At 68.1% G+C, this 20,470-nt stretch carries 18 protein-coding genes; 12 read left to right on the plus strand and 6 right to left on the minus strand.

Going from position 1 to position 20,470, the window contains the following annotated elements:
* The first annotated feature begins 53 nt into the window (after positions 1–53).
* The gene (locus tag FBZ87_RS15870; RefSeq protein ID WP_145611275.1) at positions 54–974 is read left to right on the plus strand and encodes a LysR family transcriptional regulator; all 921 of its coding nucleotides are present in this window, start codon (positions 54–56) and stop codon (positions 972–974) included.
* Positions 975–1,093: 119 nt separating this feature from the next.
* Here the strand turns inward: FBZ87_RS15870 and rplS are convergent, their stop codons facing one another.
* The 5 genes from rplS to ffh all read right to left on the minus strand — a co-directional run bounded on the left by rplS (position 1,094) and on the right by ffh (position 4,898).
* Positions 1,094–1,480, minus strand: a complete 387-nt coding sequence (gene rplS, locus FBZ87_RS15875) for a 50S ribosomal protein L19 (protein ID WP_145611276.1) — start codon at positions 1,478–1,480, stop codon at positions 1,094–1,096.
* Positions 1,481–1,523: 43 nt separating this feature from the next.
* Positions 1,524–2,360 carry a tRNA (guanosine(37)-N1)-methyltransferase TrmD gene (trmD, locus tag FBZ87_RS15880; RefSeq protein WP_145611277.1) on the minus strand — a complete coding sequence of 279 codons (837 nt, stop codon included), beginning with the start codon at positions 2,358–2,360 and terminating at the stop codon, positions 1,524–1,526.
* Between the two features lie 4 nt (positions 2,361–2,364).
* Positions 2,365–3,000, minus strand: a complete 636-nt coding sequence (gene rimM, locus FBZ87_RS15885) for a ribosome maturation factor RimM (RefSeq protein WP_145611278.1) — start codon at positions 2,998–3,000, stop codon at positions 2,365–2,367.
* A gap of 120 nt (positions 3,001–3,120) precedes the next feature.
* Entirely contained in the window at positions 3,121–3,471 is a 351-nt protein-coding gene (gene rpsP / locus FBZ87_RS15890) for a 30S ribosomal protein S16 (protein ID WP_040848024.1), read from the minus strand.
* A 71-nt stretch (positions 3,472–3,542) separates the two neighbouring features.
* Positions 3,543–4,898 carry a signal recognition particle protein gene (gene ffh, locus FBZ87_RS15895; protein ID WP_088872013.1) on the minus strand — a complete coding sequence of 452 codons (1,356 nt, stop codon included), beginning with the start codon at positions 4,896–4,898 and terminating at the stop codon, positions 3,543–3,545.
* A 659-nt stretch (positions 4,899–5,557) separates the two neighbouring features.
* Between ffh and FBZ87_RS15900 the strand changes: the two genes are divergently transcribed.
* The 11 genes from FBZ87_RS15900 (at position 5,558) to FBZ87_RS15950 (ending at position 17,739) form a co-directional block, all read left to right on the plus strand.
* The gene (locus tag FBZ87_RS15900; protein WP_246134432.1) at positions 5,558–6,760 is read left to right on the plus strand and encodes a pentapeptide repeat-containing protein; all 1,203 of its coding nucleotides are present in this window, start codon (positions 5,558–5,560) and stop codon (positions 6,758–6,760) included.
* Between the two features lie 102 nt (positions 6,761–6,862).
* Positions 6,863–8,551, plus strand: a complete 1,689-nt coding sequence (locus FBZ87_RS15905) for a hypothetical protein (protein ID WP_145611280.1) — start codon at positions 6,863–6,865, stop codon at positions 8,549–8,551.
* A 24-nt stretch (positions 8,552–8,575) separates the two neighbouring features.
* A complete protein-coding gene (locus FBZ87_RS15910; RefSeq protein ID WP_145611281.1) occupies positions 8,576–9,544 on the plus strand; it encodes a glycosyltransferase family 2 protein in 969 nt (322 codons plus the stop codon).
* Between the two features lie 4 nt (positions 9,545–9,548).
* Positions 9,549–10,016, plus strand: coding sequence for a GtrA family protein (locus FBZ87_RS15915; protein WP_145611282.1), 468 nt, complete (start codon positions 9,549–9,551; stop codon positions 10,014–10,016).
* An 88-nt stretch (positions 10,017–10,104) separates the two neighbouring features.
* Positions 10,105–10,950: a diaminopimelate epimerase gene (gene dapF / locus FBZ87_RS15920; RefSeq protein ID WP_145611283.1), complete on the plus strand. Its 846-nt coding sequence runs from the start codon at positions 10,105–10,107 to the stop codon at positions 10,948–10,950.
* Positions 10,947–12,275, plus strand: a complete 1,329-nt coding sequence (gene mtaB, locus FBZ87_RS15925; RefSeq protein ID WP_246134433.1) for a tRNA (N(6)-L-threonylcarbamoyladenosine(37)-C(2))-methylthiotransferase MtaB — start codon at positions 10,947–10,949, stop codon at positions 12,273–12,275. The genes dapF and mtaB overlap by 4 nt, the downstream gene beginning before the upstream one ends.
* The gene (gene ftsY, locus FBZ87_RS15930) at positions 12,272–13,420 is read left to right on the plus strand and encodes a signal recognition particle-docking protein FtsY (protein ID WP_416235249.1); all 1,149 of its coding nucleotides are present in this window, start codon (positions 12,272–12,274) and stop codon (positions 13,418–13,420) included. The genes mtaB and ftsY overlap by 4 nt, the downstream gene beginning before the upstream one ends.
* A gap of 49 nt (positions 13,421–13,469) precedes the next feature.
* On the plus strand, positions 13,470–14,438 hold the full coding sequence (locus tag FBZ87_RS15935) for a catalase family peroxidase (RefSeq protein WP_211106962.1): 969 nt from the start codon (positions 13,470–13,472) through the stop codon (positions 14,436–14,438).
* Positions 14,439–14,636: 198 nt separating this feature from the next.
* The gene (locus tag FBZ87_RS15940) at positions 14,637–16,145 is read left to right on the plus strand and encodes an AMP nucleosidase (RefSeq protein WP_145611285.1); all 1,509 of its coding nucleotides are present in this window, start codon (positions 14,637–14,639) and stop codon (positions 16,143–16,145) included.
* Positions 16,145–16,717, plus strand: coding sequence for a septation protein A (locus FBZ87_RS15945; RefSeq protein WP_145611286.1), 573 nt, complete (start codon positions 16,145–16,147; stop codon positions 16,715–16,717). The genes FBZ87_RS15940 and FBZ87_RS15945 overlap by 1 nt, the downstream gene beginning before the upstream one ends.
* 2 nt (positions 16,718–16,719) lie before the next feature.
* Positions 16,720–17,739, plus strand: a complete 1,020-nt coding sequence (locus FBZ87_RS15950) for a hypothetical protein (protein WP_145611287.1) — start codon at positions 16,720–16,722, stop codon at positions 17,737–17,739.
* Here the strand turns inward: FBZ87_RS15950 and FBZ87_RS15955 are convergent.
* On the minus strand, positions 17,736–20,429 hold the full coding sequence (locus FBZ87_RS15955; protein ID WP_145611288.1) for a YfhO family protein: 2,694 nt from the start codon (positions 20,427–20,429) through the stop codon (positions 17,736–17,738). The two genes, FBZ87_RS15950 and FBZ87_RS15955, sit on opposite strands and share 4 nt — an antisense overlap.
* Positions 20,430–20,470: the final 41 nt, after the last annotated feature.

A 20,470-nucleotide genomic window follows, 5' to 3' on the forward strand; every position in this document is an offset into this window, starting at 1 on the left:
CGGCGCCTGATAACGCGGCCATTCCTCGAAATGGTTTTGCCTGTGGAGCAAAGATGAAGGACCCGAGGTTCGCCGAGTTCGTGGCCGTTTTCGTCGACGTCGTGCGGGCGGGAAGCTTCTCAGGCGCCGCCCGCCGGCGGGGGGTGACGCCATCGGCCATCGTCCGGCAGATCGACGCGTTGGAGTATGACCTGGGGGTTAGGGTGCTGGTGCGCTCCACCCGGGCGCTGGCGATGACGGACGCCGGGGAAAGACTGTTCGAGCGCGGCCAGCGCCTGATCGATGATCTTGTCGACGTTCATGCCGAAATCGCCGCGTTCGACGGGGCGATCGCCGGCGTCCTGCGCGTCGCCTGCTTTCCCACCTTCGGCAAGCGGTACGTTCTCCCGGTGGCGGGCGCCCTGATGCGGGACCATCCCGGCCTGTCGGTGGAACTGGATTTGACGGAGCGCCTGGCCGACCCGGTGCGCGATCGCCTCGACGCCGTCATCCGCATCGGGCACCTTGCCGACAGCGCCTTGATTGCCACCAAGCTCGCCGATCAATCCCGGCTGGCGGTCGCCGCCCCCGGTTATCTGGCCCGGCACGGCACGCCGAACGGTATCGACAATTTGCGCAGCCATCGGCTGCTCGACAAGCTGCACGGCGCCGACCTCCTGGGCTGGGCCGACGTGCTGGGCGACGCGGCGGGCCAGCCGAGCTGTGGCGCGGTCGTCTTTCGGTCCGACGACTTCGAGGCGCTACGGCTTGCCGCCCTTGAGGGCGTGGGCGTGGCTTTCCTGCCCAGCTGGGTGGTGGGGCCCGATGTTCGCGCCGGCAACCTCAAACGGCTCGCGCTGGACGGGGAGCCCTGGGCAAGGGACCCACAGGGCATCTTCCTGCTCCGGGCCTTGCAGGAGCCATCGGCCAAGCTGCGCGCCTTCATCGATGGCTTGCGGTCGGCGATCGGAACCCCGCCTGTCTGGGAACCGTGATCGCCCGCCCCAAAACGGAAGCACCCGCCGGACGTGCGGTCCGGCGGGTGCTGCCATACTGGGCCTGAAAACCGGGGCGGCGCCTGAAGGCGGCCGCCTGGGCTTCACAACAGGGCGCCTCAGGCGTCCTTGTTGTTCATGCCGCGGCCGGTGGTGCGCTCGGAGATGCGGGCCGACTTGCCGCGGCGATCGCGCAGGTAGTACAGCTTGGCGCGGCGCACGTCACCCTTGCGGATGACCTCGATGCTGTCCAGGCGCGGGCTGTACAGCGGGAACACACGCTCCACGCCTTCGCCGTAGCTGATCTTGCGGACGGTGAAGCTGGAGTTCACGCCGGCGTTGCGGCGGGCGATCACGACGCCTTCGTAGGCCTGCACGCGCTCACGCGAGCCTTCGACGACCTTCACGTTCACCTTCACGGTGTCGCCCGGGGAGAATTCCGGGACCGCACGGGTGGCGGTCAGCTTTTCAATCTGCTCTTGCTCGAGCTTCTGGATGATGTTCATGGCACTCAACTCCACATGATGACAATGGCCAGCCTCACGGCGGTCAATCCAGGTTTGGCACAGGCGCCGTTTCCGCGGTGGGGTCCACCAGGGAAACGCCATCCCCTAGGGTCGAACCGCTTCGCGGCTTGCGCCGGCGGCGGCTCTTGGCTTCGGCCTTGGGCCGGCTCTCCTCGTAGCGCTGCCACAGGTCCGGTCGCCGGTCCCTGGTGATGCGCTCCGCCTCGGCCAACCGCCAGGCTTTCACCTTCTCATGGTGCCCGGAGAGTAGAACCTCAGGCACCGCGCGGTCCTGCCAGATGGCTGGCCGCGTATAGTGGGGATACTCCAGCAATCCCCGCTCGAAACTCTCTTCGCCCGCCGTCTCGACGTTGCCCATGACGCCCGGCAATAGCCGGACGCAGGCGTCGATCAGGCACAGCGCCGCGGGCTCACCCCCGGAAAGCACAAAATCCCCGAGGCTCACTTCCTCGAGGCCCTGCGCTTCCAGGACCCGCTCATCCACCCCCTCGTACCGCCCGCACAACACGGTGAGGCTGGGCACCGATACGAGTTCCCGTACCAGCGCCTGGTCCAGCACACGTCCACGCGGCGAGAGGTAGATCGCCCGGCCCCGTTCCCTCTGGTCCTGGCTCAACCGCGACCGGCTGGCGGTCAGCGCTGCATCCAGGACGTCGGGCCGCATGACCATGCCTGGTCCGCCGCCGAACGGGGTGTCGTCCACGGAGCGATGCTTATCGCTCGCGAACGACCGGATGTCCACTGATTCCAGCGACCAGGTGCCATTTTCAAGCGCTTTCCCCGCAAGGCTCATGCCCAGCGGTCCCGGAAACATCTCCGGGAACAGGGTCAGCACCGTCACATGCCAGCCGGCCGTCATCGAATCAGGCCTCTTCGTCACCATTGGCCTCGTGGGCCTCGGGCACGCCGCCTTCCGACGCCACCGCCTCGTCAGCGGCGGGGCCGCCTTCCATCTCGGCCAATTCCTCCGGTGTCGGCTTGACCTTCTCGAACAGGCCGGCCGGCGGCTCAACCGTGACGATCCCCGCCTTCACGTCCACCACCGGAACGGCGGCGCGGGTGAAGGGGATGGTGACCATCTTGCCGGAGGCCGCGTGCGCGATCTCCAGCATGTCGCCGCCACCGAAATCGTAGATGGCCTTGATCTCGCCGAAGGGCTCGCCATCGGCGGTGGTCGCCACCAGGCCGATCAGGTCGGCGTGGTAGAACTCATCCTCGTCGTCGGTCGCCGGCAGCTGGTCGCGGTTGATGTACAGCCGCGTGCCCTTCAGGGCGTCGGCGGCGTCACGGTCGCGCACGCCCTGCAATTCCGCCAGGAAGTGATCCTTGCCCATGCCGGTCATGGTCAGGGCGAAGGCGCGGGCGCCCGATTCGTCGGTCAGCTGGCCATAGGCGAACAGCGACTCCGGCACGGCCGTATAGCTCTTCACCTTGACGCGGCCGCGCACCCCGTGGCTGCCCACGAACTGCCCGACGCAGATGCGCGTGGCGGTTTCCATAACGATACTCTCTGGAAGACTGTAAACGGCGGAAAAGCTGAACGGGGGCGGTCACCCGCCCCCGTCGCAACCCGTCAACCTTCATGCCGGCCAACCAATGGCGAGCCGGCCTCAGGCCAATCAGCCCTCGCTGCCGGCGGCAGCAGCGGCCAGCTTGGCGCGCTCCTGGGCCTTCGCCTTCGGGGCGGACTTCTTCGGGGTCTCGCGGACCTTCGGCAGCTCGATGATGTTGGCGCGGCCCAGGAACAGGGCGACGCGGTCGGTCGGCTGGGCGCCCACGGACAGCCAGTGGCGGGCGCGCTCTTCCTTCAGGGTGATGCGCTCGGCATGGTCACGCGGCAGCATCGGGTTGTAGGTGCCGATCTTCTCGATGAAGTTGCCGTCGCGGGGCGAACGGCTGTCGGACACGACGATGCTGTAGAACGGACGCTTCTTGGCGCCACCGCGGGCCAGACGAATCTTGAGGGACATTTCTTACTTCCTGACTCTGATGTTGAACTGAAGGTGATGGTGAAAGGCGGATACTAAATTTGGCTGGCGGATCAGCGGCCCTTGGGCATCAGGGCCGACAGGCCCTGGCGCATGAGGCCCTTTTTCCCCAGTTTCTTGAACTTGCGCATCATGTCGGCCATGTCCTGGTACTGCTTCAGCAGCCGGTTGACGTCGGCCACCGTGGTCCCGGACCCCAGCGCGATGCGGCGCCGGCGCGATGCGTTCAGTATCTTGATGTCGCGGCGCTCTTTCTGGGTCATGGAGGTGATGATCGCCTCCTGACGCTTCAGCATGCGCTCGTCGATGTTGGCCTTGGACAGCTGGTCCTTGATCTTGCCCACGCCGGGCAGCATGGACAGCATGCCGCCCATCCCGCCCATCTTCCGGATCTGGCGCAGCTGGGACAGCATGTCGTCCAGGTCGAAGTTGCCCTTCTCCATCTTCGCGGCAAGCTTCTCGGCTTCCTCGCGGTCGATGGTCTCGGCGGCCTTCTCCACCAGGCTGAGCACGTCGCCCATGCCCAGGATGCGGCCGGCGATGCGATCAGGGTGGAAGGCCTCCAGCGCGTCGATCTTTTCGCCGGTGCCCAGCAGCTTGATGGGGCGGCCGGTAATCTGGCGCATCGACAGGGCGGCGCCGCCCCGGGCGTCGCCGTCGATGCGGGTCATGACGATGCCGGTGACGCCGACCTTGTCATTGAAATTGGTGGCTACGGTGACGGCGTCCTGGCCGGTCATGGCGTCCACCACCAGCAGGCTTTCCACCGGCTTGGTCACGTCGCGGATGCGCACGACCTCGTCCATCAACTCCTCGTCGATGGCGAGGCGGCCGGCGGTGTCCAGCATGACGACGTCATAGCCTTCCAGTCGGCCGACGCGCATGGCGCGCTGGGCGATCGTCACCGGGTCTTCGCCGGGGACGATGGGCAGGGTGGCCACGTCCACCTGCTCACCCAACACCCGCAGCTGTTCCTGGGCGGCTGGGCGTCGCGTGTCCAGCGACGCCATCAGCACCTTTTTCTTTTCGCGGGTCTTCAGCAGGCGGGCGATCTTGGCGGTGCTGGTGGTCTTGCCCGAGCCCTGCAGGCCCAGCATCAGCACCGGCACCGGCGCCTCGGCGTTGAGGTTGATGCCCTCGTTCTGCTCGCCCAGCATCTCGACCAGGTGGTCGTGGACGATCTTGATGACCATCTGGCCGGGGGTGATGGACCGCAGCACCTCCTGCCCGACGGCCTTTTCCTTCACGCCGTTGATGAAGGACTTGACCACGGGCAGGGCCACGTCGGCTTCGAGCAGGGCCACGCGCACTTCGCGCAGCGCGGCGCCAACGTCCTCTTCGGTGAGGGCGCCACGCCGACGCAGCCGGTCGAAGATATCGCCGAGCCGTCCTGTCAAGCCGTCAAACATAACCCGTCCTGGCCATTGCCGTTCCGATCTTCATCCCGCCCCTAGTCCAAGCGTCCATTCAGGCCCATTTGCCCAAACGAAAAGCGCCAGTGCACGAAACTCGTGGACTGGCGTCGCGCCTTGGCGCGGGATGCGGTCTCAGTCCCGGATCTGACGGATCCAGGGCCGAGGTGGGGCTATCTAGACCTGTGGAGGGCGTCTGTCAATGCTTCTGGAGTCAAGGACGCCCCGCGGCAAGGCGGTGATGGTAACGGCGATGTCGCGCCTGGATCAGGGACGGCGGCGGCGGGTCCTTAACCAAAACGGGCGATTGTCAACGGCCTGTACACCTGTAATAGACGGGGTGACAGGCCCGCTATTTCGCCTAGAGGCTCATTTTGGGTGCGCGCCCCCTCTTCCAGCGCGCCTTTAAGATAAGGTATGAACGGGTTATCGGGGTAGTCTTTGGGTAGTGCGCCATTCCGTGGCGGATTCGAATTGCGGGGGGGACCGGCCCCGCGGAGGCTTGTATGTCGATGTCGTCCGGCAGAAATGCCGAACCCGAACGGTCCAGGATGAGCCAGACGGAGTTGCTGGCGATTGTTGGCAAGCATCGGGCGTTTCTGACGAAGCAGCCTGGGGGCGTGCGTGCCAGCTTTAAGCTGCGTGACCTTTCGCATATGGATCTGTCCGGTCTGAACCTGGCCGAGGCCGATTTCTCGGGCGCCAAGCTGTTCGGCGCCCGCATGGTGGATTGCGTCCTGACAGGGGCGTCGCTGTACGCCGCCGACCTGCGCCTGGCCAACCTGGAACGCTCCGACCTGCGCCGGGCCGACCTGCGTGGCGCCTGCATGCGCGGCGCCGTGCTGAACCAGGCCTCCATGGCCGAGGCCGACCTGCGCGAAGGCACCATCATGCACGTCCGCAAGGACGGCAGCATCACCGCCCACGAATTCGACGCCGTGCCCGTGCAGACGGAACTGTCCTGCGCCACCGTGGTGGGCGCCGACCTCAGCCGGGCCAAACTGTCCAACACCTTCCTGGTGCAGTCGGACCTGACGGATTGCATCATGCGCGGCGCCAAGATGGCGCGCGCCAACCTGACCAACACCAACCTGACCGGCTGCGATCTCAAGGGCGCGGATCTGACGGGCGCCAACCTGACGGGCGCCAAGCTGCACGGCGCGGACCTGACGGGGGCGGAGCTGGGGCTTGCCCGATTCGCCGGCGCCCTGATGATGGGCACCATCCTGGACGACAACGCGCGTCGCGCCGAAGAGGTGCTGGAGGGCATTCACGCCCCCACGCCCGAGGACGCCGGCCTGGACCTGTCCGCCATGCTGGTCCTGCATTCCGAATGGGTGGAGACGGGGGGGCGTGAGGGCGCCCGGGCCGATCTGTCCAGTCTGGACCTCAGCGGCGTCGATCTGGCGGGCGCTAATCTGTCGGCCGCCCTGCTGCACTGCGCCTGCCTGCGCAAGGCCAACCTGGTGGGCACCTCACTGCCCATGGCCGACCTGTCGCTGGCCGACCTGCGCGACGCCAACCTCAGCCGCGCCGACCTGCGCGGCGCCTCGCTGGAGCGCGCCACCCTGAATGGCGCGCAGTTGGTGCGGGCCGATCTGGGGCCTGTGTTGATTCAAAGCTCCACGGGGCGGTTGTGGAGCGCCAACCTGCACCGCGCCCGCCTGGACGGCGCCAACCTGACCGGCGCCATGCTGAAGCGGGCGGTGCTGTCCCAATCCTCGCTGGTGGGGGCGGTGCTGAAGGATGCGGAACTGTCGGACGCCAAGATGGCGGGGGCTGACCTGCGCGACGTCGACCTGGCCAATACCGACCTGGATGGGGCGGACATGGCCGACGTGGTCGGTATGGTACACTGACATGGTGCACTGATCGGCTGTCACCGACCTAGTTTCGCCCTAGTTTCCTGACAATTCTGTAGCCCAATCCGCCGCCCGCCAATTCCTGCCTGCCGGACGCCCATGCTGCTGCCCACACAAGACCGTTCCGCTCGCCGCCTGGCGCTCAGCCTGCTGCTGGCGGGCCCCTTCCTGTTCGGCCTGTGGGCGGTGCTGCTGGGCCAGGATGGCAACTGGGATTTGCGCAACTATCATTGGTACAATGCCTACGCCTTCCTGACCGGGCGCTGGGGCATGGATGTGGCGCCGGCCCAGGTGGCCAGCTTCTACAACCCCACCCTGGACCTGCCCTTCTTCATGGCTTCCCAGGTGCTGCCCGCCCGCGTGGTGGAGTTCCTGCTGGGCAGCATCCAGGGCGCGAACCTGGTGCTGCTGTACGGCCTGGCCTGGACGGTGCAGCGTTCAGCGACGCCGGAACGCCGCCGCGTTCTGGTGGCTCTGGCCGTCGCCGTCTGCGGCATGGTGGGCGGCGGCCAGGTCGGCTTGCTGGGCACCACCTTCTACGACAACGTCATCAGCCTGTTCGTCCTTGGCGGCATCCTGGTGGCCGTTGGCGGGGAAGGGGCGGCCTGGAGTGCGCCCAATGGCCCGGCCTTCCGCCGCGTGGTGCTGGCGGGCCTGCTGGTGGGCAGCGGCGTGGGGCTGAAACAGCCCACCATCGTCTTCGCCGTGGGCACCTGCGCCGCCTTCCTGGCAGCAGGCGGCACGCCCTGGCGCCGCCTGCTCCTGGCCTTCTTCTTTGGGCTGGGCGTGCTGGCCGGCATGGCGATCTTCTCCGGCCACTGGATGTGGTTCCTGTGGAGCCATTTCCAGAATCCGCTGTTCCCCTATTTCAACAACGTCTTCCATTCCCCCTGGGGCACGCCCGACCCCTACCGGGACGACAAGTTCATCCCCAAGGGGCCCGTCGCCGCCGCCCTGTTCCCCTTCGCCTGGGCCCTGGATCCCAAGCTGGTGGGTGAGATCGTCTTCCGCGATTATCGCGTGCTGGCGGCCTATGTCGTGCTGCTGCTGACGGGCCTGATGGTCCTGGCCCGCTGGCTGCGCGGACAGTTCGCGGCCGAGGGGCCGCCCGTGGTGGACACCACCGGCCCAGCCCGCGCCCGGCGTTACCTGCTGCTGGCCGGCAGCTTGAGCTACCTGGTGTGGCTGAAGCTGTTCGCCATCTACCGCTACCTGATCCCGCTGGAGATGCTGGCGCCCGTGCTGATCCTGGCGGCCGTGGCCCTGTGGCCGGCGCCGGCCCGGGCGCGGGGCATCATCACCGCCGTCCTGCTGCTGCTGCTGGCCGCCACCGGCCAGTCGGGCACCTGGGCCCGCGTGCCCTGGGGCGACCGGCCCTTCGGCGCCAAGGTGTCCGAGGTGCAGGCACCCGTCCTTCCCCGGCCGGACCACACCGTCATCCTGATGACCGGCTACGCCCCCACCAGCTTCCTCATCCCCGGTTTCCCGCCGCAGATCCCCTTCCTGCGGGTGCAGAGCTATTTCATTCATCCGGACCAGGGCGACATCCTGCTGAACCGCCAGATGCGCCGGCGCATCGACCAGGGCATCGCCAACGGCGATGACTTCTACCTGCTGCTGGCGCATTGGGAGACCTGGACGATGGACCAGATTTTGCCACGCTATGGCCTCAAGGGTGCCGGGGAGCCCTGCCAGCCTGTCACCTCGACGCTGGACGAGCCCATGATGTTGTGCCGCATCATCCCGCTGCAACCTGCGGCGGACCGTGATATGAACCCCGTGAACTAACGCCTATTTCAAGGACTACATGCGATGGTCGACACCACCGCCCTCCAGCCCGGCAAGCCCACCGTGGCCGTGCTGGTGCCCTGCTATAACGAGGAAGCCGCCATCGCCAAGGTGGTCGCCGACTTCAAGGCGGCCCTGCCCGATGCCGTCGTCTATGTCTACGACAACAATTCCAAGGATCGCACCGTGGAGGTGGCGCGCGCCGCCGGTGCCGTCGTCCGGACCGAGCCGCTGCAGGGCAAGGGCAACGTGGTGCGCCGCATGTTCGCCGACATCGAGGCGGATGTGTACGTCATGGTCGATGGCGACGATACCTACCACGCCGCCAGCGCCCCGGCCCTGATCGACCGGCTGGTGACCGAGCAGCTGGACATGGTGAACGGCGCTCGCGTAACGGAGATCGAGGCTGCCTACCGCCCCGGCCACCGCTTCGGCAACATGCTGCTGACTGGCCTGGTGACCTTCATTTTCGGCAAGCGCACCAACGACATGCTGTCGGGCTACCGCGTCTTCTCCCGCCGTTTCGTGAAGTCATTCCCGGCGCTGGCCGGTGGCTTCGAGACGGAGACGGAGCTGACGGTGCACGCGCTGGAACTGCGCATGCCGATCGCGGAGGTGGAGACCCCCTACAAGGACCGTCCCCCCGGGTCGGTCAGCAAGCTGTCCACCTACAAGGATGGCATGCGCATCCTGTGGATGATCACCAAGCTGGTGAAGGAAGAGCGGCCCATGCTGTTCTTCGGTGTCGCCGCCATCCTGCTGGCGCTGCTGTCGATCATCCTGGGCATTCCCATCTTCATCACCTTCGTGGAGACGGGCCTGGTCCCGCGCCTGCCCACGGCGGTGCTGGCCACCGGCCTCATGACCCTGGCCTTCCTGTCGCTGACCTGCGGCCTGATCCTGGACACGGTCACCCGCGGGCGTCGCGAGATGAAGCGCCTGCGCTATTTGGAAATCCCGGCGCCGGATTTCGCCCCGCTGGGCCGGGGCTGAGGGCGTGGCTGATCTGCCAAAGGGCGATCTGCCGGATGGCAAGCCGAAACACGTGAAGGCGGAGGTCATGTCCTTCGCCCTCATCGGCGTGGCCGGCCTGTTCGTGGACATGGGGGCGCTGTGGGTGGCCCTGAACCCCTTAGGTTTGGACAAGCACAGCGCCGGCTTCTTCTCCTACTTCGTGGCCGCCACCTTCACCTGGTGGATGAACCGGCAGTTCACCTTCACCGGCGCCAGCCGGCGGGGCGCGATCCGCCAGTGGGCCAAGTTCCTGGCGGCCAACGCCGTGGGCGGCGTCGTCAACCTGGCGACATACAACCTCATCGTCTGGCTGGACGCGCCTGCCTTCGCCGTCGCCGTCTTGCCCTGGCTGCCCACCTTGTGGCCCTACGGCGCCAAGGGTGCAGGCTCCCTGGCCGGCATGGGCTTCAACTTCGTCCTGTCCAAGATGCTGGTGTTCGGCCGGAAATAGTCTTTCCCCAACCTGCGGTGGGGGCGGGGCGGCATTGCCGGGCACGCCCATGGACAGGGGGCGGATCGTCGCCATATAACCGGGCATCATGGCGCGCCGGTTTCTCAAGATGCACGGGCTTGGCAACGACTTCGTCGTTCTGGACGCCCGCCACACCCCCCTGTCCTTGACGGGCGCGCAGGCGCGCGTCCTGGCCGACCGCCGCTTCGGCGTCGGCTGCGACCAGATCATCATCCTGGAACCGCCGCAGTCGGCTGGCGCCGATGTCTTCATGCGCATCCTGAACCCGGATGGCAGCGAGTCCGGCGCCTGCGGCAACGCCACGCGCTGCGTCGCCTCGCTGGTGGCGGCCGAGGGGGCTGGGCGGGACAGCCTGACGGTGGAAACCATCAGCGGCCTGTTGCCCGCCACCCACCATGCCGATGGCACGGTGACGGTCGACATGGGCCCCGCTCGCCTGGACTGGCGGCAGATCCCGCTGGCTGAACCGGCCGACACCCTGTCGCTGGAGGTGGCCGCCGGACCGCTGTCGGCCCCTTGCGCCGTCAACATGGGCAACCCCCACGCCGTGTTCTTCGTGGACGATGCGGAGGCTGTGGACCTGGCGCAGTGGGGTCCCCAGCTGGAACACCATACCGCCTTCCCCGAGCGCGCCAATATCGAGGTGGCGACCGTGGTGACACCCGGCCAGGTGCGCATGCGGGTGTGGGAACGCGGCGCCGGCATCACCCTGGCCTGCGGCTCCGGCGCTTGCGCCACCCTGGTGGCGGCCGCCCGCCGCGGCCTGACGGGCCGCAAGGCCGAGATCGTGATGGATGGCGGCGCGCTGACCATCGAGTGGCGCGAGGACGGGCACGTGCTGATGACCGGGCCGGTGGCCACGGCCTTCAGCGGGACGCTTGATGACAGTCTGCTGGCGGGCGCCGCGCGATGAGTGCCGAGCACGCTGACACTGATCATGGGCACGAGCACCGCCAGGAAGGCTCCGGTCCGGAGATCTCCGGCGAGGCCGGCGGGCCGCAGGTCGTCACCTTCGGCTGCCGCCTGAACGCCTATGAATCCGAGGTGATGCGCGACCACGCGCGCGCCGCCGGCCTGGGCCCCGTGCTGATCTTCAACACCTGCGCCGTGACGTCGGAAGCCGAGCGGCAGGCCCGCCAGGCCATCCGCAAGGCCCGGCGGGAGAACCCGGGTACCCGCATCGTCGTCACCGGCTGCGCCGCCCAGGTGAACCCCGGCACCTTCGCCGCCATGCCCGAGGTCGACCAGGTTCTGGGCAACGATTTGAAGCTGAAGGCCGACAGCTGGACCAGCTTCGGCACCGGCCAGGCGGAGCGGGTGATCGTCAACGACATCATGTCGGTGCGCGAGACCGCCAGCCACCTGATCCAGGGCATGGAAGGCCGCGCCCGCGCCTTCATCCAGGTGCAGAATGGCTGCGACCACCGCTGCACCTTCTGCATCATCCCCTATGGCCGGGGCAATTCCCGCTCCGTCCCCATGGGCGAGATCGTGACCCAGGTGCGCACCCTGGTGGACCAGGGCTACCGTGAGGTGGTGCTGACCGGCGTGGACGTCACCAGCTACGGCCCCGACCTGCCGGGCGCCCCGACCCTGGGGCAGATGATCCGCCGCCTGCTGGCCCTGGTGCCGGAGTTGCCGCGCCTGCGCCTGTCCTCGCTGGACCCGGTGGAAATCGATGACGACCTCTGGCGCCTGATCGCCGAGGAGCCACGCCTGATGCCCCACCTGCACGTCAGCCTGCAGGCCGGCGACGACATGGTGCTGAAGCGCATGAAGCGCCGGCACAGCCGCGCCGATGCCGTCGCCTTCTGCCAGCGCGCGCGCGACCTGCGGCCCGACATGGTGTTCGGCGCCGACCTTATCGCCGGCTTCCCCACGGAAACCGATGAGATGTTCCGGAACACCCTGGACGCCGTGGCCGATTGCGGCCTGACTTGGCTGCACGTCTTCCCCTACAGCCCGCGCCCCGGTACGCCGGCGGCCCGCATGCCCCAAGTGGACAAGGCGGTGCGCAAGGAACGGGCGGCCCAGCTGCGTGCGGCGGGCGAGGCGGCGGTGCGCCGGCACCTGGCCAGCCAGCAGGGGCGCACCGTCACGGTGCTGGTGGAAAAGGGCCGTATCGGCCGTACGGAACAATTCGCCGAGGTGCGGCTGGATCGCGATTTCGCGCCGGGCACGCTCGTGGACGCCCGGATTTCCGGGCTGGATGGCGACATGCTGATGGGTTGCTGCTGATGTTCGATTGGATCAAGCGTAAGAAGCCCGCCGCCGAAGCCCCGGCCGTCGTTCCCCCCACGCCTGAAATTCCAGTCGCCGTCGAGCCTGTTTCGCCACCGGAACAATCGCCGACGCCGCCTGAGATGGCTGAGGAGCCGGTGGTGGCGCCCATTGCGGCCCCCAAATCGGCCCTGGTCTTGGACGCCGCCCCGGCGGCGCCGGTGGAGGAAGCCCCGCAGGGCAGCTGGCTGTCGCGCCTGCGGCGCGGCCTTTCCAAATCCACCAGCCGGCTGACCGACGGCATCGGCGGCATCTTCACCAAGCGCAAGCTGGATGATGAGACGCTGGAGGAACTGGAGGAGCTGCTGATCCAGGCGGACTTGGGGCCCGCCATGGCCGCGCGCGTCACCGGCGACCTGGCCAAGAGCCGCTTCGGCAAGGAGGTCTCGCCCGATGAGGTGAAGCGCTTCCTGGCGGATGAGATCGGCAAGGTGCTGGCCCCCGTGGCCCGGCCCCTGGTGCTGGACGGCAACCACAAGCCCCACGTGGTGCTGGTGGTGGGCGTGAACGGCACGGGCAAGACCACCACCATCGGCAAGTACGCGCGGGAACTGCGCGCCGCTGGCAAGACCGTGTGGCTGGCCGCCGGCGACACCTTCCGTGCCGCCGCCGTCAGCCAGCTGCAGATTTGGGGCGAGCGCACCGGCGCCCCGGTGGTGGCCAAGGAGACGGGGGCCGACGCCGCCGGCCTGGCCTATGAGGCGCTGGAGAAGGCGCGGGCCGCCGGCGCCGACGTGCTGCTGATCGACACCGCCGGCCGCCTGCAGAACAAGCAGGGCCTGATGGATGAGCTGCGCAAGATCGTGCGCGTCATCAAGAAGGTGGATCCCACCGCCCCCCACACCACCCTGCTGACCCTGGACGCGACCACCGGCCAGAACGCCCATTCGCAGGTGGAGGTGTTCAAGGAGATGGTGTCGGTCAACGGCTTGATCCTGACCAAGCTGGACGGCTCCGCCCGCGGCGGTGTGCTGGTTTCGCTGGCGCAGAAGTTCGGCCTGCCGGTCCACGCCATCGGCGTGGGCGAGGGCATCGACGACCTACGCCCCTTCGACGCCCAGTCCTTCGCCGCCTCGCTGGTGGGGTTGGAAGACGGCCGGTGAGGTGAGCGTCTGAACGGCCGCAACGATGGCATGGGGGAGGGGGGTAAGGATGCGGCGTTTGACGCGATGCGCGGCGCTGGCTGGCCTGATGGCCGCCATCTCTTCCCTGGCCATGGCCCAGCCCGTCGATCCCAAGGCGACCTTGGATGCTTTGGACCAGGCCTTCGGTGGCCATCAGCCAGGTGCCCGCGCCGTGCACGCCAAGGGCCTGGTGGTGGAGGGGACCTTCGTCCCGTCCCCGGCCGCCGCCGGCGTCAGCCGGGCGCCGCACTTCCAGGCGGGCCCGACGCCCGTCACCATCCGTTTCTCCAACTTCGCCGGCATCCCCACCCAGGCGGATGGCGACGCCATGGCCAGCCCTCGTGGAATGGCGCTGAAGTTCCATCTGGCCGACGGCACCGACACCGACATCGTCGCCCATTCCGTGAACGGATTCCCGGTAGCGACGGCGGCTGATTTCCTGGCCATGGTCCAGGCGGCGGCCGCGCACGACCTTCCGACCTTCCTGGCGTCCCACCCGGGGGCCCGTGCCTTCGAGGCGTTGCCCAAGCCCATCCCCGCCAGCTACGCCACCCTGGGCTATTTCGCCGTCAACGCCTTCCGCTTCACCAACGCCCAGGGCCGGGCCACCCTCGGCCGCTACCGCCTGGTGCCGGAGGTGGGGCAGACGCTGCTAACTCCCGCCGAGGCGGCGGGCCGGCCGGCCGATTATCTGACGGCGGAGATGGCGCGGCGCCTGGCCCAGGGCCCGGCGCGCTTCCGCCTGATGCTGCAGGTGGCGGAGACCGGCGACAGGGTCGATGACGCCACTGTCGCCTGGCCGGAGACGCGGCGGCAGGTCGATCTGGGCACGCTGACCCTGACTGGCGTCGCGTCCGACCAGGACTTCCAGCAGCGCACCCTGTTGTTCCTGCCCGGCCGCCTGCCCGCCGGCATCGAGCCCGCCGACCCCATGGTCGATGCCCGCACCCCCATCTACGGCGCCTCTTTCCGCCGGCGCATGGGGGAGACTGGCTGAGTGTTCCGCCGCACAACGGTCATCAGGGTGCGCTTGACAGGGGCCTGGGTCTTGACCAACTATGAAGGATGAAGCCGCACACGGGAAAAGCCCGGTGCGGCTTTTCTATTTTTAAAAGACTTTGCTGACGAAGGGGTCCGCCGACGGCAATCCGGCCGCAGGCGGGAAGGACCCCAGAATAAAAGAGGAGTTTTCCGATTGAACGCACCGGTTTCCCTGCAGGCTGACAAGGTCGTCACCTTCACCGACGCGGATGCTGCCTTCACCCATGTGCTGGCGCTGTACAATGATGCGGTCGGGCATTTGCGGGCCCGCTTCCAGGATTATGCCAGGGGCGAGAGTTTCACCGGCCGGGTGCGCCGCTTCTATCCGTTCGTGCAGGTGACGGTGGACCATGAGCCCCGGGTGGACAGCCGCCTGGCCTATGGCTTCGTTTCCGGTCCCGGCACCTACCGCACCACGCTGACGCGGCCCGACCTTTACGCCCACTACTACCGCCACCAGTTCCAGCAGCTGCTGCGCAACCACACCACCAGCATCGAGGTGGGGGTGAGCGACATGCCCATCCCCATCCAGTTCGCCTTCCCGGAAGGCATGCATGTGGAAGGCGACCTGCCGCCGGAACATTTGCGCAAGCTGCGCGAGGTCTTCGACCTGCCCGACTTGGCGGTCATGGATGACAGCATCGTCAACGGCACCTATGAATGCCCGCCGGGCTCGCCTGAGCCGCTGGCCCTGTTCACCGGGCCGCGCGTGGACTACAGCCTGCACCGGCTGAAGCACTATTCCGCCACGGCGCCGGACCACTTCCAGAACTACGTGCTGTTCACCAACTACCAGTTCTACATCGACGAGTTCGTGCGCCGGGGGCTGGAGACCATGCAGCCGTCGGACGATCCGGAGGTGCAGGCCTACCGCTCGCAATACGTGGCCTTCGTCGAGCCCGGCGACCACGTGACTTTTAATCAGGCCGTGGAACCCGGCCGCGCCACTGAGGGGGAGCGGGTCAAGCGCCTGCCCCAGATGCCCGCCTATCACCTGAAGCGGGCGGACGGGAACGGCATCACCATCGTCAACATCGGTGTCGGCCCCAGCAACGCCAAGACGATCACCGACCATATCGCCGTGCTGCGGCCCCACGTCTGGCTGATGCTGGGCCACTGCGCCGGCCTGCGTGAGACGCAGCGCCTGGGCGACTACGTCCTGGCCCACGGCTACGTGCGCGAGGACAAGGTGCTGGACGCCGACCTGCCCACCTGGATCCCCGTGCCGCCCCTGGCCGAGGTGCAGGTGGCCCTGGAAAAGGCGGTGGGCCACGTCACCGGGCTGGAGGGCTGGGAGCTGAAGAGCCTCATGCGCACCGGCACAGTGGCCACCATCGACAACCGCAACTGGGAACTTCGTGACTACCGCGAGCCGGTGCAGCGCTTCAGCCAGAGCCGCGCCATCGCGCTGGATATGGAATCGGCCACCATCGCCGCCAACGGCTTCCGCTTCCGCGTGCCCTATGGCACCCTGCTGTGCGTGTCGGACAAGCCGCTGCATGGCGAGCTGAAGCTGCCCGGCATGGCCAACCACTTCTACCGCGCCCGGGTGGACCAGCACCTGGCCATCGGCATGCTCGCCATGGAGCTGATGCGGGAGAACGGCCTGGAACGCCTGCACAGCCGCAAGCTGCGCAGCTTCGTCGAGGCGGCGTTCCAGTAATGTCCCAGCTGATCCGTCTGCTTCTGGAATGGGGCCCGTTGGTCGTCTTCTTCGTGGCCAACGCCAAGGGTGGGATCATGGTCGCCACCGCCGCCTTCATGGTGGCGGCGGTGGTGGCCCTGCCCATTTATCGCAAGCTGGACGGCAAGTGGCCGCTGATGCCGCTGGTCACCTGCGGCTTTGTGCTGGTGTTTGGCGGCCTGACCCTGTGGCTGAACGATGAGACCTTCATCAAGGTGAAGGCCACCATCATCTACCTGCTGTTCGCCCTGGCCCTGGCCGTGGGCGTGGCCCTGCGCCGCAACCTTCTGGCCCAGGTGCTGGTGGGCGTGGAGCTGGATCCCGCCGGCTGGCGCCGCCTGACCGTGCGCTGGATGGCCTTTTTCCTGGTGCTGGCCGGCGCCAACGAGGTGGCGTGGCGTTTTCTGACCACCGACCAGTGGGTGGCCTATAAGTCCTTCGTCGTCATTCCGCTGTTCGTGCTGTTCAGCATGGCTCAGGTGCCCCTGATCCTGAAGCATCAGGTGCCGGAAGCCGGGGGCGGTGCGGACGGCCAGGGCGGCGGAGCGTAAGGATGCGCAAGCGGCGCAGCGGACTTGCGGTGGCGCTGATGCTGGGCCTGGCGGCTTGCGCCAGCAACAACGCCCAGGAACATGGCACCGCCCTGCATCATCTGGGCGGCCCCGCCGATGGGGTGGTGCTGCCGCCGGTGGAGGGCCCCCGCCAGCCCGGCGCCGACGGGGCCGATCCCCAAGTCGCGCCGGACGTGGCGCCGGTCCCTGGCGCGCCATCCGCCGCGACGACGGGCAAGCGGCCGGCCGCCGCCCTGTCACGATCCGCCCAACCTGCGCCGGCCACGGCCGCCGGGCCGTTCGCGCCGCCCCCGGACACCGGCATCCAGGAGGTGGTGGTGACGCCCTTGGACGTCAGCGGCTATTGGAAGATCACCGCCCGCTCCACCTTCGGCCTGGGCGATTCGGCTTTCTACAAGCGCTATGAGAACGACACCCACATCTGCCGGTTCGAGCAGACGCGTGGCCGCCTGCGGGCCTATTGCCCCCTGCTGGACTCGGTGGGGGAGGGGGAGCTGGAGGAGCGCCACCTCAGCCTGTCATGGAGCCTGGCGGGTGGCATCGCCTTCCATGTCGATGCCGAGGTCGAGGGAACGGCGGGCCAGCAATTATCCTTCACCGGCCAGGCCAACGGCCGGCTGGTGGGTTTCCTGCCGGTGACGGCGCAGGTGCCGGCGCGTGGCGTGCATTTCGAACCACCGGCGGACGCGGCCCCGCCCAGCCTGGCGGCCCTGCGCCAGGCCCTGGCCGACTGGGATGGCGGCCAGCTGACGCCTGGCCTCTACACCCCCAACCTGCTGCCCCGCCTGAGCAAGCTGCTGGCCCGCCCGAACCGCGCCGCGGGGCGGGGCGCCTTGCAGGGCCTGCGCTATATCGGCAGCATCGAGCGCGCGCTGAACAAGAAGGACGCGCCCGACGCCCGCGTCAGCCACGACGTCTATGAGGCGCGGTATGCCAGCGGTACCTGGCTGTGCGTGGTCCACCTGGACGCCGATGGCAAGATCAGCGATTTCGCCTGCTAGCTGCCGGCGCGGGACGCTTTTTCCCGCCCCCTCCATGTCCGCCATCCCAGGGCCGTCAGCAACAAGCCGGCGGCGAAGGCCGCGTACCCCAGGGGCATGAAGGGCGGGCGGAAGTGGAACTCCACCACCGACCGGCCCGCAGGCAGGGCGACCCGCTGGAACAGTTCCCCCTGCCGCAGGACGGGGCTGTCCTGGCCGTTGACGGTGGCTGTCCATCCAGGCAGGTAGAGTTCCCGCCGTGTCAGCGTTGCCGGCGCGGGACAATCCACGGCCGCCTGCACGCGCACGGTGGCGTCGATCGCGCACCCGTCAGCCTGGAAATAGGGTGCCGGGGGCTGGCGCATCTCATAAATGTCCATGACGGCATCGGAATAGATGGGCGCATCCACGAAGGCCGGAACGGGTGAGCCCAGGCCGATGACGGCTTCCCATCCCGGCTTGGGTACGCCGTCCAGGGCCAGGGCGCGGGGCCGGCCGGCATGGCCTTGAATGGCCCAGATGACCACCGGCACCGCGCCGCCGGACTTGCGCCATTCCAGGGTGACCGGCGCGCTGCCGGGCAGCAGGGGATGGTCCAGGGAGATGCGGGCATAGCGGCCGTCACGGGCGGTGGCCAGGTCGGTTCGCCCGGTGGCGCAGACGTCGCCCCGGCACGCCGTCACCAGCAAAGCCCCGTCGCTCTTGTCGCCGTAGGTTCCCAGCATGACGCTGACGTCATGCACCTCATTCCCCGCCGGATAATCCGGCACCTCCAGCGTCACCCGCGTGCCGTCGTCCAGGCGCAGGGGCTGGTGGCCAGGGTCGTTCGGGTCCTGGCCGGCATCCCATCCGAAGGGCGAAATGCCCGGCGGGGCGACCACGTATTTGACACCCACCTCGCGGAAGGCGTCCAGGTTGCGCATCAGGTTTTGCGCCTGGCTGCCCCGGCTGGGATCCAGGTGTCCATAGGGGCCGAAGGTCACACCGGTGGTGTTGTCGTCCAGATGGTCGTGAACGTAGCGCGTCCAGGCGGCGGGCAGGGGCAGGTCATCGTGGTTCAGGCTGGCGACGCCGTAAAAGGACCCATAGTTGGGCTGTATGGGTCCCAGGGTGTAAAAGCGCTGCAATCCCAAATTCTGCCGCAGGAAGTGGATGCCCCCCAGCTGCAGCGTGCCGGCCCTGACCGTCCACACCGCCGGCACCAGGAACAGGGCGATGGCCTCCACGACGGTGAAGGCCGCCAGGCCCAGGGCCTGGCGCCGGCCATCCAGACGCGGGAATGCCAGGATGCAGACACCCAGCGCCAAGGCCGCGGCGCAGCCCATCGATAGCCGGTACCATGTCAGGACGGCGGCGTCGTTGAAGCGGCCCCACGACAGGACGGCGGCGGCCAACACCAGCAGCGCCAGGGCGGCGGCCCCGTTCCGAAAAAGCGGGCGGGCCCACAATCGCCGCATATCGCCGGCCTGGGCCAAGTCGTGGGAGGCCAAGTCGTGGCAGGCCAAGCCGGCCAGGACAGCCAGGGCGAATTCGAAAGAGGGCGGCAGGTAGCGCGTGAAGATGCTGTTGGTGACCATGGGCACGGCGGTGACCAGATGGGTCAGGCCAGGCACGCCGTAGAGGGTGGCGATGGTGAAGAGCGACCATGCGCCCAAGGTCAGGCGCAGGCCGCGCCACCGCCGCGCCCACAGGCCCATCACTGCCATGGCCGGCATCATCATGCCGATATAGCCCCCGGCCCGCCCCCAGAAGACGCCGGCGTCCGCGGTGGTAGCGTCCGTCAGCCGCCCATGGAGGTAGGGCATCAGCAAGGTGATGAGGCGTTCCTGACCCAGTCGGACATAACGATAGCCTTCGCCGCCATGGGCGCCCACGAAAGCGTGCGGCAGATATCCCAGGAAGGCGATCAGGATGGGGGCGGCCAGCAGGACGCCGGCCCCGACGCCCAGCGCCAGGCGCGCCAGGTACATCGCGGCTTGGCGGCGTTCCAGGCCGGGCAGGCGGGCCATGGTCCAGGCGGCGGCCAGCAGCCCGTCCAGGTAGGCCATTTCCGGAAAGCCGGCGTACAGGGATAGCGCGACCCCCAGCCCGATCCAGCCCCATCCCCCCCGGCGCGTCCCCTCGCGGCCGGCGATCACAGTCAGACGGACATCCTCCACTCCCAGCAGGATCATGGGCAGGAAGCAGATGGGGTTGATGACGGCGTTGGCCAGCCAGGCGTACGTGCCGTTGAATTCGAACAGCAGGGCGGCGGTGCCGGCGGCCAGGGCGTCCGTGCCCAAGCGGCGCATCAGCAGCACGGTGAAGATGCCGGCGATGATCTGCATCGCGATGTGCATGTAAAGCTGGCCGTCCGGCAGGGCCAGCAGCGGCGTCAGGGGGAACAGCGCCGCCGACTGCATCTCTCCGGCCAGCGGCATGCCCACGCCTTCATACGGGTTCCACCAGGGCAGGTGGCCTGACAGCAGGTCCAGGGCCGCGCGATGCCCCAGCGTCTGGCTGGTGAAGCCGACGTTGGGGTCCAGCGACGACACCCCGTCGGCGTTCAGCCCGGTGACCAGGTCGCTGTTCATCAGGGCCGGGTTGGCCAGGCGCAGATGCAGGATTTGGTGCAGCTTGGCCAGCACAGGCATCAGCACCGCCAGGATGAACGCCGTGCGAAAGCCGTTGCGGCTGTTCCGGTCCGGCGGTGCGCCTGCGGCTGCGGGCATCTGGGGCATTGGCGGTCCTGCGGCTGGAGATGTTGGGACTG

The organism is Nitrospirillum amazonense, from assembly GCF_007828035.1.
Classification (GTDB): Bacteria; Pseudomonadota; Alphaproteobacteria; order Azospirillales; family Azospirillaceae; genus Nitrospirillum; species Nitrospirillum amazonense.

Coding starts and splice junctions, on each gene's coding strand:
- FBZ87_RS15870 (WP_145611275.1), top strand. CDS start 54: ATGAAGGACCCGAGGTTCGCCGAGTTCGTGGCCGTTTTCGTCGACGTC.
- rplS (WP_145611276.1), bottom strand. CDS start 1,480: ATGAACATCATCCAGAAGCTCGAGCAAGAGCAGATTGAAAAGCTGACC.
- trmD (WP_145611277.1), bottom strand. CDS start 2,360: ATGACGGCCGGCTGGCATGTGACGGTGCTGACCCTGTTCCCGGAGATG.
- rimM (WP_145611278.1), bottom strand. CDS start 3,000: ATGGAAACCGCCACGCGCATCTGCGTCGGGCAGTTCGTGGGCAGCCAC.
- rpsP (WP_040848024.1), bottom strand. CDS start 3,471: ATGTCCCTCAAGATTCGTCTGGCCCGCGGTGGCGCCAAGAAGCGTCCG.
- ffh (WP_088872013.1), bottom strand. CDS start 4,898: ATGTTTGACGGCTTGACAGGACGGCTCGGCGATATCTTCGACCGGCTG.
- FBZ87_RS15900 (WP_246134432.1), top strand. CDS start 5,558: ATGGATCTGTCCGGTCTGAACCTGGCCGAGGCCGATTTCTCGGGCGCC.
- FBZ87_RS15905 (WP_145611280.1), top strand. CDS start 6,863: ATGCTGCTGCCCACACAAGACCGTTCCGCTCGCCGCCTGGCGCTCAGC.
- FBZ87_RS15910 (WP_145611281.1), top strand. CDS start 8,576: ATGGTCGACACCACCGCCCTCCAGCCCGGCAAGCCCACCGTGGCCGTG.
- dapF (WP_145611283.1), top strand. CDS start 10,105: ATGGCGCGCCGGTTTCTCAAGATGCACGGGCTTGGCAACGACTTCGTC.
- mtaB (WP_246134433.1), top strand. CDS start 10,947: ATGAGTGCCGAGCACGCTGACACTGATCATGGGCACGAGCACCGCCAG.
- FBZ87_RS15935 (WP_211106962.1), top strand. CDS start 13,470: ATGCGGCGTTTGACGCGATGCGCGGCGCTGGCTGGCCTGATGGCCGCC.
- FBZ87_RS15945 (WP_145611286.1), top strand. CDS start 16,145: ATGTCCCAGCTGATCCGTCTGCTTCTGGAATGGGGCCCGTTGGTCGTC.
- FBZ87_RS15950 (WP_145611287.1), top strand. CDS start 16,720: ATGCGCAAGCGGCGCAGCGGACTTGCGGTGGCGCTGATGCTGGGCCTG.
- FBZ87_RS15955 (WP_145611288.1), bottom strand. CDS start 20,429: ATGCCCGCAGCCGCAGGCGCACCGCCGGACCGGAACAGCCGCAACGGC.